Source organism: Nonomuraea terrae, assembly GCF_004348995.1.
Lineage (GTDB): Bacteria > Actinomycetota > Actinomycetes > Streptosporangiales > Streptosporangiaceae > Nonomuraea > Nonomuraea terrae.
In genome coordinates, this window is record NZ_SMKQ01000068.1 from 24390 (window position 1) to 38344 (window position 13955).

13 protein-coding genes and 1 riboswitch are annotated in these 13955 nt (G+C 72.4%); of the genes, 6 read left to right on the forward strand and 7 right to left on the reverse strand.

Annotated features, from left to right (window positions below):
* The first annotated feature begins 11 nt into the window (after nucleotides 1-11).
* The 3 genes from E1286_RS22165 to E1286_RS22170 all read left to right on the forward strand — a co-directional run bounded on the left by E1286_RS22165 (nucleotide 12) and on the right by E1286_RS22170 (nucleotide 2733).
* Nucleotides 12-458: a CBS domain-containing protein gene (locus E1286_RS22165; RefSeq protein ID WP_132615356.1), complete on the forward strand. Its 447-nt coding sequence runs from the start codon at nucleotides 12-14 to the stop codon at nucleotides 456-458.
* 134 nt (nucleotides 459-592) lie between these two features.
* Entirely contained in the window at nucleotides 593-1726 is a 1134-nt protein-coding gene (locus E1286_RS48000) for a hypothetical protein (RefSeq protein WP_165969848.1), read from the forward strand.
* Nucleotides 1727-1755: 29 nt separating this feature from the next.
* Nucleotides 1756-2733 (forward strand): ABC transporter substrate-binding protein, encoded by a 978-nt coding sequence (locus E1286_RS22170; protein ID WP_165969849.1) that lies wholly within the window; start codon nucleotides 1756-1758, stop codon nucleotides 2731-2733.
* A 4-nt stretch (nucleotides 2734-2737) separates the two neighbouring features.
* Here the strand turns inward: E1286_RS22170 and E1286_RS22175 are convergent, their stop codons facing one another.
* Nucleotides 2738-3259: an HAD family hydrolase gene (locus tag E1286_RS22175; RefSeq protein ID WP_132615358.1), complete on the reverse strand. Its 522-nt coding sequence runs from the start codon at nucleotides 3257-3259 to the stop codon at nucleotides 2738-2740.
* Between the two features lie 2 nt (nucleotides 3260-3261).
* Nucleotides 3262-4461, reverse strand: coding sequence for a carboxylesterase/lipase family protein (locus E1286_RS22180; RefSeq protein ID WP_165969845.1), 1200 nt, complete (start codon nucleotides 4459-4461; stop codon nucleotides 3262-3264).
* 13 nt (nucleotides 4462-4474) lie between these two features.
* On the opposite strand from E1286_RS22180, the gene E1286_RS22185 reads away from it, so the two are divergent.
* Nucleotides 4475-5137: a TetR/AcrR family transcriptional regulator C-terminal domain-containing protein gene (locus E1286_RS22185; RefSeq protein ID WP_132615359.1), complete on the forward strand. Its 663-nt coding sequence runs from the start codon at nucleotides 4475-4477 to the stop codon at nucleotides 5135-5137.
* Between the two features lie 6 nt (nucleotides 5138-5143).
* On the opposite strand, the gene E1286_RS22190 is transcribed toward E1286_RS22185, so the two are convergent.
* Nucleotides 5144-6793 carry a SpoIIE family protein phosphatase gene (locus E1286_RS22190; RefSeq protein WP_165969850.1) on the reverse strand — a complete coding sequence of 550 codons (1650 nt, stop codon included), beginning with the start codon at nucleotides 6791-6793 and terminating at the stop codon, nucleotides 5144-5146.
* Nucleotides 6794-7207: 414 nt separating this feature from the next.
* A riboswitch (cyclic di-AMP (ydaO/yuaA leader) is annotated at nucleotides 7208-7352 on the forward strand.
* Between the two features lie 12 nt (nucleotides 7353-7364).
* Here E1286_RS22190 and E1286_RS22195 point away from each other — a divergent pair.
* The gene (locus E1286_RS22195) at nucleotides 7365-8126 is read left to right on the forward strand and encodes a glycoside hydrolase family 25 protein (protein ID WP_132615361.1); all 762 of its coding nucleotides are present in this window, start codon (nucleotides 7365-7367) and stop codon (nucleotides 8124-8126) included.
* A 170-nt stretch (nucleotides 8127-8296) separates the two neighbouring features.
* On the opposite strand, the gene E1286_RS22200 is transcribed toward E1286_RS22195, so the two are convergent.
* Nucleotides 8297-8731: a CBS domain-containing protein gene (locus E1286_RS22200; protein ID WP_132615362.1), complete on the reverse strand. Its 435-nt coding sequence runs from the start codon at nucleotides 8729-8731 to the stop codon at nucleotides 8297-8299.
* A gap of 69 nt (nucleotides 8732-8800) precedes the next feature.
* Nucleotides 8801-9253 (reverse strand): YbhB/YbcL family Raf kinase inhibitor-like protein, encoded by a 453-nt coding sequence (locus tag E1286_RS22205; protein ID WP_132615363.1) that lies wholly within the window; start codon nucleotides 9251-9253, stop codon nucleotides 8801-8803.
* Between the two features lie 165 nt (nucleotides 9254-9418).
* Between E1286_RS22205 and E1286_RS22210 the strand changes: the two genes are divergently transcribed.
* A complete protein-coding gene (locus E1286_RS22210; protein WP_132615364.1) occupies nucleotides 9419-9991 on the forward strand; it encodes a hypothetical protein in 573 nt (190 codons plus the stop codon).
* A 3-nt stretch (nucleotides 9992-9994) separates the two neighbouring features.
* On the opposite strand, the gene E1286_RS22215 is transcribed toward E1286_RS22210, so the two are convergent.
* Together E1286_RS22215 and E1286_RS22220 are read right to left on the reverse strand one after the other, a co-directional pair.
* Nucleotides 9995-11038, reverse strand: a complete 1044-nt coding sequence (locus E1286_RS22215; RefSeq protein WP_223190246.1) for a LacI family DNA-binding transcriptional regulator — start codon at nucleotides 11036-11038, stop codon at nucleotides 9995-9997.
* Nucleotides 11039-11060: 22 nt separating this feature from the next.
* Nucleotides 11061-13865, reverse strand: a complete 2805-nt coding sequence (locus E1286_RS22220; RefSeq protein ID WP_132615366.1) for a carboxypeptidase regulatory-like domain-containing protein — start codon at nucleotides 13863-13865, stop codon at nucleotides 11061-11063.
* Nucleotides 13866-13955 lie beyond the last annotated feature (90 nt).

Sequence of the window (13955 nt, forward strand, 5' to 3'; positions counted from 1 at the left end):
AAGGATGCCCCATGCGCGCCCGAGACCTGCTCGCCGACTTCCCCACCGTCGGCCTCGACTCCCCCGTGATCGACGCGGCCCGGCTGCTGGCCGACCAGGATCTGCCCGGACTCATCGTGGTCGGCGACGACGGCACGCCGGTCACGATCCTGCCCGGCACCCAAGTGCTGCGGCTGGCCGTGCCCGCGTACTGCCAGGACGATCCCGCGCTGGCCCGCGTGGTGGACGAGGCGCACGCCGACGCGTTCCTGAACGGGCTGGACGGCCGCACCGTGCGCGAGGCGCTGCCCGGGCGGCGGCGCGAGCTGCCGCTCACCGACCCCGACGCCACCGTGCTGGAGCTGGCCGCGCTCATGGCCCGCACCCGCAGCCCGCTGGTCGCCGTGGTCGGCGACGACCGTCGGCTGATCGGCGCCGTGACCCTCCAGGCACTCGTGGACCGGCTGCTCGCACCCTGACCGGCTCCCCGCACAACCTTTCGGCGGCCAGGGCGCGTTGGGAAGGGGTGAGAGGAGGAGCGCATGGAAGGACACGACGGCCCCAGCCTGCGGGCCTCGGCGCGCACCGCCCGTCCCGCCGGAGAGGTGAGCCGGTGACGAGTCTGCGCCAGGCCATGAAGGAGCTCGCCGAGCAGGCGCCGCCGGTCGACCTGGCCGACACAGCCATCGCCCGGCACCGGCAAAGGCGGCACGCCCGGCTCGCGGTGGCCGCCGCGGCGGTCGTCGCGGCGGTCGTGGCGGCGGTCGTGGCGGCGGTGGCCACGACGGCGGGCGGGGTGGCGCTGTGGCCCCGCGCGGCCGAGCCGGCGGCGCCACAGGTGGTGGCGGAGGAAGCTGGGACCGTACGCGACCTGCCCGCCGGTGCGGTGGGCGCGATCAGCCACGCCTACCTGTCGCCGTGCGAGCTCAACCACCAGATGGTCACGCCGACCTGCGACGCCTCCGAGTGGCGGGTGGTCACGCGCGGCGGCGCGATCTACCGGGTCCGGGAGGCGCTCGTCTCGACCGACGAGGAACCGCGGGTGCCCATCGCGATCAGCCGGAACGGGCACGCGCTGGCCTACTACAGCAGGAAGGCCGGGGCACACGTCGTGCGCGACCTGGTGACCGGCGCCGAGGTGACCTCGCCGGTCGCGGTGGCGGAGGAGCGGATCGGCGCGGGCTCGCAGCTCGTGCTCTCCGACGACGGCCGCTACCTCGCCTTCGACCCGCACGTGGGCGGCAGGGAGCCCGGCGTGATCATCGACATGCGCACCGGCAGGACGGTGTCGGTGCCAGGCCGGTACGTGCTCTACGGCATCAAGGACGGCGTCGCCGAGCTGGTCCGGCACGTCAAGACCGACCTGTGGCTGCGACCGGTCGCGGGCGGCGGCAAGGAGGTGCGGTTCGACGGCACGTTCCTCTGGTTCAGCGAGCTCGCCCCGGACGGCCGCACGGTGGCCGCCGTCGAGCACATGGACCTGCCGAAGCCCACCCTCACCCTGCTCGACGCCACGACCGGCCGGCGGCTGCGCAAGGTGCCCGTCGCCGGGCTGCCGCCGGACGCGAACCTGCTGGGCACCGGCGTCTGGCGGAGCCGGGACGAGGTGGAGATCGTCGTCTCCAGCGGGAAGCGTTACTACTCCTACGCCGTCGACGCCCGCACCGGACGCGCCCGCCAGGTCGCCGTCTACCCGCAGGAGATGCAGTTCTCGACCCTGACACTGCCCGGCGTCCTCATGCGCTAGAGATCCACCACACACGAAACGGAATCGTCTTGACGTCTTTCAGCCGCGTTCTCACCGCTTGCGTCGCCGCGGCGGCGCTGTTATCCGCCTGCTCCAGCGCCGGCGCCACCGAGCGGGCCCCGCGGCAGGTCACGGTCCAGGCGCCCGAGCGCGACACCATCACCGTGGGGTTCGTGCCGTCGGCCGAGGCCGCTCCGCTGTTCCTGGCCCGGTCGGAGGGCTACTTCGAGGAGGAGGGGCTCACCGTGAAGCCGCTGGCCATCGTGGGCGGTGGCGCGGCGATCCCCGCCATGCTGGCCGGGCGGCTGGACCTCGCGCAGGCCGACTACGTCGCCGCGTTCCTCGCCCGCAGCAGGGACCTTCCGATCGACGTCACCGGGGAGATGCACCGCGCGGCGCCGGGGGCGTACGGGCTCGTCGTCCCGGCCCGCTCCCCCATCAGGAAGGTCGCCCAGCTCAAGGAGAAGAAGGTCGCGGTCAACGTCCTGGTCGGCACCGCCCAGCTCACGATCGACGCCACGTTGCGCGGGCACGGCCTGTCGTCCGAAGCCCTCGTCCTGCGCGAGACGCCCTTCCCCGACATGACCGCCGTGCTGAAGGAGGGCACCGCGGACGCCGCCTGGCTGCCGGAGCCGTTCCTGTCCGCGGGGCTGAAGAGCGGTGCGCTGCGGCTGCTGGCCGACCCCATGACCGGCCCCGCAGCGGGCCTGCCGACCGCCGGCTGGATGACCTCGGCGACCTGGCGCACGGCCAACCCGCGGACGCTGGCCGCCTTCCAGCGGGCGCTCGCCAAGGCCCAGCGTCTGGCCGCCGCCGACCGCAAGAAGGTAGCGTCGATCCTGCCGACGTACATCCGCGTCCCGGCGTCGGCGGCCGCCCGCGCGGCCCTGGGGGCCTATCCGGCCAGGACGGACACCCGGCGGCTGCAGCGCGTCGCCGACCTCATGCTCGACCTGAAGTATCTGCGCGAGCGGCTGGACGTGAAGACGTTCGCCGCGGCGGGCTGAGGGGTCACGCCTCCACGAGGGCGAGGACGTCGGTCAGCGCGGGCAGGAACGGCCCTGGCCAGTCGTCCTCGCGCGCGTGAGGGCCCTCCTCGCACGAGAACACGCGGGCGTCGACCAGCTCGGCCAACGCCAGCCCTGGCCAGGCGTCCACCAGCTCGACGGTGCAGTCGCTGAGCACGCCCACGCGCGACCCCCGCTCCCGCAGCGCGCTCAGCGTCGGGATCACATCGTCGCGCAGGACGAAAAGCTCCCGCTGGGACGCCGCCCGCGCCGCGCACGCCGCCGTGAGCGCCTCCTCCCCGGGATCGACGCCGTGGCGGCGGGCCAGCGCCAGGAAGGTCGCCGCCAGGTCGCCCAGGACCCCGGTCGCCCGCTCGGAAAAGGAGTCGTTCAAGATCGCGCGCCAGGCGGGCGCGGGGATGCCGAGCGGGGCGGCGCTCCGGGCGGCGTGGTCGTCCCAGACGTGCGCCGGCGTGCTGGGCGTGAGGGTGCCGAAGAAATCGAAGACGACGGCGGCAGGGGACATGATCACGACTTCAGCCCGGCGTCAGCAGACGCCGTCCCAGAGGGTGCGTTCCTCCGGTTGCGGATCTTCGAGGAGAACCAGGGTGTCGCCGAAGCGCATGACCGGCCGCCGGGCCGCGTCGTAACGGGGCCAGCCGGGGTCCCCACAGGGATCCGGTACCACCAGTCGCGTTGCAGCAGCGCCAGCAGATCCCCCGGTCCCGCGCCGGGGGCGGCCGCGCCGTACACCGCCCTGGCGCGCTCCGGCGCCAGCCCGTACAGGCTCGTGGCGGTGGCCAGGTCGGCTTCGGTCACGGCCTCCAGCGCTCCGAAGGGCACCAGCGACAGCCGTCCCTCCTCCGCGTTGGTGCCGATCAGGATGTCGACGTCCGGCCCGATGAGGTCGAGCGGTCTGCCGGGCAGGGTGGCCGCGTCGATGACCGGTTTCCAGGCGGTCACGCGTGCGCCCGGCTCGCCGTTCCACCGCCGGGGGTCGGGGTGCGCCGCCAGGTCGGCCATCATCTCGGTCTGAGCGTCGAGCAGCCGTTCAACGGGCACGGCGGCGAGCGCCTCGCGCGTGAACGGGACGCCGAGCCGGGCGGCCAGCAGGTCGCCGACGTGCCGGGCCGTCTCGGGATCCTGGACGAGGTTCCCGGCGCCGCTCTGCAGGATCGCGCGCCGGAACAGCCCCCGGGCCGCGGGCATGCCGAGCAGCGCACCCACGCACATCGCGCCGGAGGACTGCCCGAACACGGTGACGTTGCCGGGGTCGCCGCCGAAGGCCGCGACGTTCTCCCGCACCCAGCGCAACGCGGCGACCTGGTCGAGCAGAGCGAGGTTGGCGAGCCCGTCGCCGGGCGCGAGGAAACCCTCGGCGCCGAGCCGGTAATTGACGCTCACCAGGACGACGCCGTCGCGGGCGAACCGGCCGCCGTCGTAGAGCACGCTGCTGCCGCCGTCGAACCCCCCGCCGTGCAGCCACACCATGACCGGTTGCCCGGCCCGGCCCGGATCACCGGTCCAGACGTTGAGGTTGAGGCAGTCGTCCCCGGCCACGACCGGATAGAAGCCCTCCATCCCGGCGGGCAGCGGGAAACGGGGCTGGGTCGCGGTTGGCCCGAACGCGCCGGCGTCGCGCACGCCGTCCCAGGGGGCGACCGGCTCCGGCGGGCGAAACCGCCGGGCGCCGGTGGGCGGCAGGGCGCACGGAACGCCTTTGAACACGTGGACACCGTCGATGGCACGACCGCGCAGCCGCCCGGCGCGGGTGACGCCGAACCGTCCCCGCGGCCAGAACGCCGGGCTCACCCGGCAGGCGATCCTCCAGGCGGCCCTGGCGCTGGCCGACCGCGAAGGGCTGAAGGCGTTGTCGATGCGCCGCATCGGCCGGGAGCTCGGGGTCGAGGCCATGTCCCTCTACCAGCACGTCGCCGACAAGGAGGCCCTGCTGGACGGGCTGGTCGAGCAGCTCTTCACCCAGGCCGCGCCGCCGCTGGTCAAGGCGGCGTCATGGCAGGAGGGCCTGCGCGACTACGCGTACGCGCTGCTGCGCACCCTGCTCGCGCACCCGCGCGTCATCCCCCTCGTGGTCACCCGCCCGGCGGTCACCCGGCAGAACCTGCGCATCATGGAGACCGCGCTCGAAACCCTGCGGACGGCGGGCTTCACCCTGGAGCGGGCTCTCGACATGTTGTACGCCGTGACCGGTTTCGTCGTCGGCCACGTCGCCATGCTGGCCCCCGCCGGGCGCCCGGCGGCCGGCGCGCAGCCGATGCCCGAGGTGGACCCGGACGAGACCCCGCTCCTGGCCGCGGCCACCAGGGCCCGCCACGCCTCCGGGCCGGAGGACCGCTTCGACTTCGCGCTCGGGGCCATGCTGCGCGGCTTCGCCGCGCTCTGAACGCCCTCAGGATCGGGGGCGCAGGGCGAGCAGCGCGACGTCGTCCATCACGTCGTTGCGCATGCGACCGAGGATCTCGGTGCAGAACATCGGCAGCGGCAGGCCGGCCAGCGCGGCGGCGTGCCGGCTCAGGCGGCTCATGCCCTCGTCGAGAGACTCCTCGCGGTTCTCGATGAGACCGTCGGTGTAGAGCAGGACGGTGCCGCCCGGCGGGATGGGCACGACGGCGTCGGTCCGCTCCATGGCCAGGCCGGTGCCGAGCAGCAGGCCCTCGGCCCCCTCCAGGAAGACCGTGCCGCCGTCGTCGCCGACCAGCAGCGGCGGCGGATGCCCGGCGCTGGTCCAGCGCAGCCGCCATCGTCCCCGCTCGCGCCGCTCGGCCAGCGCCAGCACCAGCGTGGCCATCAGGTCGCCGGCGATGTACGGCAGCGCCTCGTCGAGCCGGGCGACCACCCGGCTGGGTGACGTGCGCTCGGCCCAGGCCATCGTGCGCAGCATGTTGCGGATCTGCGACATGTCGGCCGCGGCCTGCAGGTCGTGGCCCGTCACGTCGCCGATGACGAGCGCGGTCAGGCCGCCGGGCAGCGGGAACGCGTCGTACCAGTCGCCGCCGACCCGGGAGCCGCGCGGCGCGGGCTGGTAGCGGGCGGCCAGCTCCAGCTCCTCGATCGCGGGCAGCGGGCTGATCAGGTGGCGCTGCATGGTCTCGGCGATGCGGCGCTGCACCTCGTACATGTCGGCGTTGTCCACGGACAGCCCGGCGCGGCCCGCGATGTCGTCGATCAGCGACAGGTCCGGCATGTCGAAGTCGGGAGTGGGCGCGCACCGGGCGAGCGAGATCGCGCCCAGTACGCGGCGCGGGGTGCGCAGCGGCGCGATGACCACCGAAGTGGGCCTGATGTGGTCGAAAAGCCTGCGCTGGAAGACGCAGAACGGTGACCCGTCGCGACTCGCCAGATCGTGCCCGGTGAGCAGGACCGAGGGGCTGCCGCGCAGCACCCGGGCCATCGGCGAGTGGGAGAGCTGGTCCGGTGCGGGCAGCACCCCCTCCCACTGCCTCGCTCTGGCGTTGTCCTCCCTGTTGCCGGAGACGATCGAGACCCTGCGCAGCTCGCCGCCGGGGCCGAGCAGGTCGATCACCGCCCAGTCGGCCAGCCGGGGCACCACCAGCCGGGTGAGCCGCCGCAGTGCCTCCTCCTTGTCCAGGGTGGAGGCCAGCACGGTGCTGATCTCGGCCATCAGCGACAGCCGCCCGGTCAGTTCCTCCAGCACGGACAGGTGGGCCGCCTGCTCCTGTTCGATCGCCTTGTGCCGGCGCAGGTCGTAGAAGAGCACGACCGCCCCCAGGCGGCCGTCCAGCTGGATCGCCGCCCCCATCAGGCCGAGGGGGACGAGCTCCCCGTCGCTCCGGACGAACCACGTCTCCTCGGTGTGCACGCTGTCGGCCATCTCCAGCGCCTGGATCTGCGGGCACTGGCTCCGGGGCAGTTTGCTGCCGTCGGGGTTACGGTGCAGCAGGTCGTGCGCGTCGGCTCCGATCAGCTCGCGGGCGGAACGCCCCAGCACCTGCTCGGCGTACGGGTTGGTCATGATGATCCGGCCGCACTCGTCGAGGATGTAGAGGCCCAGGTGCACCCCGTGGAGGAGTGCTCGCATGAGTTCCTGGCTGAGCCCGTATCTCTCCAGAGCGGAAACGGCGTCGCTGGGTTCCATAGTGATCCCACCATCACACCTGTCCGGCCGGGCCCAGTGGGCCATACGGGACCCACGATTTCGCAAAATGTCGGAGGCCGTCACGGACAGGTCAGGCGGTCAACCCATCCGTCACACGCACCCCTTGTGTCCCGTACGAATAGCGCCGCGTCGGCCGAAGGCCGCAAACTTTACCCAGCCCAGAGCCCCGGCATACACGGGGTTTCAGCGCCTTTAAGGCGAAAAATCACGCGATTCCGATACATACCACTTGCACTCCCTATGGAGAGGTGCATACCTTTTTACCTATTCGCGGCAAAGGTCAGATGACCTCTCGCCGCTTCGTTGACAGGACCGTACGCCGCTCCCACATCGGGAGCCGTGCGGCCGCCGAATCCGCCTCTCGCGGAACCGGGGACCCACCTTTCTGGGGTGAATCGGACACCAGCCGCACGCTGCGCCCGTAGGGCACTTCCAAGCCCGAACCCGTCAGCTAACCCGGTAGGCGGCATGGAAGCTAGGAGTCAATGCCCTCATGCTCATCCCCCGTACCTTGAAGAGTCGCCTCGATCTGCCCGTCAAGCGTGTCGGCCTCGCCGTGGGCGGCGCCGTCCTGGCCGCGTCCACCGCCTTCGCCGCCCTGCCCGGCGCCGCGCAGGCCGCGCAGGTCACGCCCGCCGACCGCGCTCCCGCGCCCGCCGCCGAGGCCGGGCCCCTCACCTACGGTCTCGACGTCTCGCACTACCAGCCCACCTACGACTGGGCCGACAGCTCCGCGCAGTTCGGCATCATCAAGGCCACCGAGGGCACCGACTTCGTCGACTCCTCCTTCGCCAGGCACTGGCGCGAGCTCGGCAAGAAGGGCATCGTTCGCGGGGCCTACCACTTCGCCCACCCGGGCAACGACGCCGTCAGCGAGGCCAAGCACTTCCTGTCCGTGGTGAACTCGCAGCCCGCCAAGGCCGGCGACCTGCTGGTGCTCGACCTGGAGAGTGCCGACGGCCAGTCCGTCGACGAGGTCAACGCCTGGGCCAAGACATGGCTGGGGTACGTGAAGGAGAAGACCGGGATCACCCCGATGTTCTACAGCGGCTGGAACTTCGCCGACACCTACGGCAAGGGCCTGTCGGAGTACCCGCTGTGGGTCGCGCACTACAGCAAGGCCAGGGGCCAGGTGAGTCCGCCCGCCGACTGGAAGTCGTGGACGATCCACCAGTACACCGACTCCCCCATCGACCAGAACGTCTCCGCGCTGACCGTGAACCAGCTGCGTGACCTGGGCCGCCGTACCGCCTGACCACTCCCCCGCATGAGCGCGGTCCCCGCGGCCGCGCCCGGCGGGGCCCTCCCCGCGCCGACAGCCACGCGCATCGGACGTCGGGGCGGGCCCCGCCGGGCCCCTCGCACACCAGGAAGCCACGGCCGTTCGGCCGTGGCTTCCGGTTCTTGGACGTCGGTCGAGCCGCGTCACGCCGGGGCGTAGACCCGGTGGACGAACTCGGCCAGCTTGCTGTCGGGCAGCTCCTTGGCCAGGTCGGACTCGCTGACCATGCCGACGATCCGGTGGTTGTCGATCACCGGCAGGCGCTTGATCTGGTGCTGCTCCATCTTCTGCAGCGCCTCCTCGACGCTGGTGTGAGCCTCCACCCACACCAGCCCGCGGGCCAGCTCGCCCGCCGTGGTCGTGTCGAGGTTCTTGCCCTCGGCACAGCATTTGACCACGATGTCCCGGTCGGTGATGATGCCCTTCAGCCGGTCGTCCTCACCGCAGATCGGCAGCGAGCCGACCGACATGTCGCGCATCATTTCCGACGCCCGGCGCAGGGAGTCGTTCTCGCCGACGCAGGCGGCTCCCTTGTGCATGACGTCCTGGACGGTCTTGCCGACTCCTGAGGTACCCATATCGGCCTCCCGTGGTAGACGAACCGGGTTCACTGCTCCCCTACCCGTCAGATCGAGGCTCAGTAGCGGTCAGCGCCCGTAGGTTCCGACGAATGTTCCCGAGGCCAGCGTGTTGCCGTCGATCGCGCGCCGGAACTCGTCGGCGGAGAAGCCGTCGGACAGCCCGGACGGCCGGGTCAGCGCGAAAAGCCGGAAGAAGTAGCGGTGCGGCGCGTCGCCGACGGGCGGATGCGGGCCGCCGTACCCCTGCCCGCCGTAGTCGTTGCGGCCGACGGCGAGCCCTTTGAGGTCGGCGCCTGGGTCGAGCCCCGTCGTGTCGGGCGGGATGCCCGCGACCAGCCAATGGGTGAAGCTGCCCATCGGCGCGTCCGGATCGTCGCACAGCAGCGCCAACTCGGCCGCGCCGTCGGGCACGCCCTCCCATTCCAGCTCCGGCGACAGGTCACCGGCCTCGTGGGAGTGCTCGTACGGGATGAGCGTGTGGTCGTTGAAGGCGCTGCTGCGCAGTGTGATGCCAGCCATGCCTGCCCGCTGCCCGTGCTCCCCCGCTCCACACCCGGCCCGCGAAGCACCTGGTCAACGGCCAAAGCAGGCGATGCCACCGGATGCCAGCGCCTACCTGGATTTTCCGCGACACGGAGACATGAGCCAGCGAGCCGCCCGGCGCTCGTTGGGATGCTCACTGCTATGACGCTGGAGGAACAGGAACCGGAGCTCGGCCCGGAGCACTCACCGGCGCTCGCGGCGGACGTCCGCGCCGCGCGCGGCCGGTACCGGGAGCTGCTGGAGCGGCTCGACGCCCGGCTCGACGAGCCGGGCCCGCAGGTCTCGACCGTCGCCTACGTGGCGCTCGCCGCCCAGCTCGCGCTCGCCCACGCGGTCGAGCTGGCGTCCCTGCTGCACGGCGAGGACCTGGAGGCGAAGGCGGCCAAGCTCGTGGACGCGGTGTGGGACGGCGTGCGCCTCGACGTCGCGCGGGAGAGCTGCGCCCGCAGCATCCGCGCGAGCTGGTCGGCGAGCCTGGCCGACATGCTGGAGGAGTGCGACCTCGACGAGCAGGTGCCGCCGCGGGCGGTGATGGCGCTGGCGGCGACGCTGGCCGCGGGCCTGGTCCAGGCCCAGGTGGAGCCCGAGCACTGGCCGCTGCGCGAGATGGCGCGGACGGTGACCAAGCAGTCTCTGCAGTCGGCCGTGGCCGGCCGCCGGGACGAGGCGATGGCCCACTGGTTCGCCTCGTTCGGACGTATCCGGCCCCGCTGAACGCTACGGCGCGGAGCGGGCGGGGGTGCTGTCGCGCAGGACGACGCGGGTCGGCATCTCCGCCGACAGCTCCGCGCCCGCCGCCTCGTCCTGCGCCAGCGCGAGCCGCATGGCCCGCGTGCCGGCCTCCCGCAGCGGGACGGCCACGGAGGTGAGCGCCGGGACGACGTCGACCGCCGAGGCGATGTCGTCGAACCCCGCCACCCCGATGTCGGCGCCCGGAACGACGCCGGCGTCGCGGAAGGCGGTCATGGCGCCGATCGCCATCACGTCGTTGACCGCGAACACCGCCTCCACGTCCTCGAACCCGCGCGCCACCAGCCGCCGCGCCGCCTCGTAACCGCCCTCCCTGGTGAAGCCGGTCTCGACGGCGAGCGGCTCGGGCACGCCGCAGCCGCGCAGCCCGGCGAGGAAGCCCTCGTGCCGGTCGCGGGACGTGCGGATCGCCGCAGGCGCCACGAAGACGGCGAAGCGGCGGTAGCCGGCGCCGAGCAGCGCCCGCGCGAGCCGTTCCGCGCCGCCGCGGTTGTCGATGGTGACGGTCGGGAACGGCAGGTCCTGCTGGCTGATCAGCACCACCCGCCCGCCGGCCGTACGGTAGTGGCGCAGCTCCTCGGCCAGGGCGTCGCCGGTGCCGGCGCCGTCGACGCGGCTGCCGGCGACGATGATGACGCGCGGACGCTGGCCGCGCAGGGTCCTGACGATCTCCAGCTCGCGTTCGGGCGAGCCCTCGGCCACCGCCATGGTGACGATGAGCCGGTCCGCCTCCGCCGCCCGGCTGACCCCGGCGGCGATGGCGGAGAAGTAGGGGTCGGCCACGTCGCGCACCACCAGCGCGACGGTCCTGGTCGACCCCTTCGCGATGGCCTGCGCCGACAGGTGCGGCTGGTAGCCGAGCTTGGCCGCCGCCGCCCGCACCCGGGAGGCGTTCTCCGACCTGACGTTGCGCGTGCTGCCGTTGAGCGCGCGCGACGCCGTGGCGATGGAGACGCCGGCCTCCCGGGCGACGTCGTGCAGCGTTGGCGGGGACTTGGGCCCGTCGTGCATGCCGGTCATTGTGGCATCGGCGTCACGCGCCCGCGGCTCCCTCGACGGCGAGCCCCTGCGAGACCCGGAAGTCGTCGATGGTGACGCTGCCGTAGTTGGAGCTGTTGGCGTAGTAGTCGACCTGCGCGACGGCGTCCAGCGGGGCTCGGAAGGCGGCGTCGTCCAGCACGCGCCGGCCGTCGAGGTACAGGTCGAAGTGCTGGTTGACGGTGTCGATGACGATGGAGACGCGATACCGGCGGCCGGGTTCGTAGGCGCCGAGCGTCTTGGTGGCCGTGCCCTCGTAGGCGACGATCGTGTCCTTGGTGAAGGCGACGCTGACGGCGTTCTGGCCGTTCGTGCCCCTGATGTACGGCACGCCCCACCAGTGGTTGCCGGAGGTGTACGGCTCCTCGCTCATGACGTTCGCCTCGACGGTCACGATGCCGTTCAGAGCGAACGTCCGGGACAGGCTGGTGCTGCCGCTGTCGGCGGTGCGGGAGAGCCTGGCGCTCTTGCCGTCCGGCGTCTCGACGACCTCGACGCTGCCGCCCGCGCTGCTCACCACGAGGCCGTCGCCGCTGGTCAGAGGCCCGGCCGGCAGGTCGTCGAAGGTGTGCTCGGCCACGGTCTCGGCGGTCGGGCTCAGCAGGAGCAGCGAGCCGGCGTCGGTCTCGGTGACGGGCTCCACGGTGACGCCCGTCCGGGTCGCCGCGAGGTGACCGGCGGCCTCGGCGCGGACCGTGTACCCCTCCCCCATCGGCACGTCCGCCACGGCGAAGCCGCCGTCGGCGCCGCTGGTGGCGGTGGCTAGCGGGCGGTCGCCGTCCAGGACGGTGACGGTGGCGCCGGGCAGCGGCCGGGCGGCCTGGTCGAGGACGCGGCCGGTGACCGAACCGGCCGTGCTGTTCGGCGTCAGGGTGAGGTCCGCCGTGGAAACGTTGCCGTACCGGACGCGGGCGGTGGCGGTCGCCTGGTCGTATGCGTCCTTGGCGGCCGTCACGGTGACGTCGCCGAAGCGCACGTCCTTGACCGCGTACCGGCCGTCGGAACCGGTGGTGGCGCTCGCGCCCGCCACGGTCACGGTGGCGCCGGCGACCGGGTTGCCCGACGGGCTGCGCACGGTGCCGATGACCGCCTCGCCCTTCGCGCCCCTGGCCGTGGCGTACTCGAAGGCGCCGAGGTCGGGGGCACCGTTGTACAGCGGCCGGCCCGCGTAGTCGCGCCCGCCGTTCCCGTCGATCCGCGTGCCCGTGTCGATGGCGTACGAGCCGGAGGTGACGCGCAGCCCGTACGCGGTCTCCAGGCGCGGGCCGGTCTCCGGCGTGCCGTAGGGGCCGTCGAGGGGAGCGTCGGCGAAGTGCGGGTCGGCGATCACCGCGTGCTCGTCACCCTCGGGCACCGCGAGATCCGCGCCGCCGTACAGGTTGTGGTCGTAGGTGATGGTCGGGCTCGTCGTCAGCGTCGCGGGCCGCGTCGAGAACAACACGTTGTCGCTGATGTCGTAGCGGGCTTCGAGGTACGAGCCATACCCGTAGATGAGGTACGCGGATTTGTCGTTGTAAATCGTGTTGTTGTAGATCTTCGCGCTGGCGGCGCGGTCGGAGTGCAGGTAGATCTGGTAGCGGCTGTTGCCCGCGATGACGTTGTACCTGACGACGGCGTCACCGAAGGCGAACTGGCACAGCAGCACGCCGTCGCCGTTGTCGTGGATGTAGTTGTACTGCACGACGTGCCGGGTGGTGCCCTTGTCGGGGTCGATGCCGTTGGAGTCGGCGCCGCCGGCCTTCTGCTGCGTCTCGTACACCTCGTTGAACTGGATCGTCACGTCGTCGGAGAAGTACGACTCGATGCCGGAGGTGCCGGTGCGGTGGACGACGTTGTGCTCGACGCGCCCGCCGCGCACGTTCGTCAGGTAGACGCCGTTGCAGCCGTAGTCCGTGCCGGCCTGGCTGATGTGGTTGTTCCTGATGACGATGTTCGTGTGCGGGGTGAACCTGGGGTCGTCCGCGCTCTGCCGGGTGCCCCAGCCGGTCGCCGTCGCGATGGTCTCGCCCGCGTCGTTCCTGCCGTCGCCGGTGTACTGCTTGACCACGATGCCGGCGAACGACGTGTCGGCGACGACCGAGTTCTGGATCACCACGTCGTTCAGCACGGTCGCCCGTTCCGGGGGCGCGGTGATGTCGGGCACCGTGGTGTCGAAGACGATGCCGCCGGTCTTCTTCGAGCCGTCCCAGCCGGTCTGGAAACGCACGCCGGGCGCGTTGTCGGCGATGCTGCCGCCGATCCAGTTCACCTGGCCGGTGACGTCGTGCACGTGCACGCCGTCGATGACGAAGCCGTCGAGGGTCTCGCTGTTGTCGCCGGAGACGTGGATGCCGCGCAGGTCGCGCAGGTTCTCCCCTGGGGTGCCGGTCGGCGGGACCTCGTTGGTGACCTCCAGGTTGCGGATGGTCCAGTACTCCTGGTTGAACAGCCGCACGGCGTCGCCGACCTGTCCCGCGCCGTCGATGCGCGGCTTGCCGCCCTTGCCGTAGGCGTCGACGGTGACGGGCGCGCCGCTCGCGCCCGAGCCCTTGGGCCACAGCCGGCCCTGCCAGCGCTGTCCCGCGCGCAGCAGGATGCGGTCGCCGGGGGCGAACGTGGTCGCGTTCACCTTCTCCAGGCTCTTCCAGGGGTGCGCCCGGTCGCGGCCGGAGGCCGAGTCGTCGCCGTGGACGGCGTCGACGTAGTAGGTCGTGCCCTTGGTCGCCGCCGCGGCGGGCGCGGCGGGCAGGGCGGCGGGCAGGGCGGTCAGGGTGAGCGCCGCGGCCATGGCGGCGCCCAGGAACAGTCGGACAGCGTGCATCGCCACGCTCCTTGAGAAAGCCGGCGCGCCCGGGCACGCCGGCGGCCGATCAGCTCGGGTCTGGGGGTGTGGGCGGGTGCCGGCCCGGGC

Bases quoted from the DNA above. Each gene is read 5' to 3' on its own strand.
- E1286_RS22205 (WP_132615363.1), bottom strand. From the start codon at position 9,253: ATGGCTGGCATCACACTGCGCAGCAGCGCCTTCAACGACCACACGCTC.
- E1286_RS22185 (WP_132615359.1), top strand. From the start codon at position 4,475: ATGGCACGACCGCGCAGCCGCCCGGCGCGGGTGACGCCGAACCGTCCC.
- E1286_RS22215 (WP_223190246.1), bottom strand. From the start codon at position 11,038: ATGCACGACGGGCCCAAGTCCCCGCCAACGCTGCACGACGTCGCCCGG.
- E1286_RS22195 (WP_132615361.1), top strand. From the start codon at position 7,365: ATGCTCATCCCCCGTACCTTGAAGAGTCGCCTCGATCTGCCCGTCAAG.
- E1286_RS22190 (WP_165969850.1), bottom strand. From the start codon at position 6,793: ATGCGAGCACTCCTCCACGGGGTGCACCTGGGCCTCTACATCCTCGAC.
- E1286_RS22200 (WP_132615362.1), bottom strand. From the start codon at position 8,731: ATGGGTACCTCAGGAGTCGGCAAGACCGTCCAGGACGTCATGCACAAG.
- E1286_RS22220 (WP_132615366.1), bottom strand. From the start codon at position 13,865: ATGCACGCTGTCCGACTGTTCCTGGGCGCCGCCATGGCCGCGGCGCTC.
- E1286_RS22210 (WP_132615364.1), top strand. From the start codon at position 9,419: ATGACGCTGGAGGAACAGGAACCGGAGCTCGGCCCGGAGCACTCACCG.
- E1286_RS22165 (WP_132615356.1), top strand. From the start codon at position 12: ATGCGCGCCCGAGACCTGCTCGCCGACTTCCCCACCGTCGGCCTCGAC.
- E1286_RS22175 (WP_132615358.1), bottom strand. From the start codon at position 3,259: ATGTCCCCTGCCGCCGTCGTCTTCGATTTCTTCGGCACCCTCACGCCC.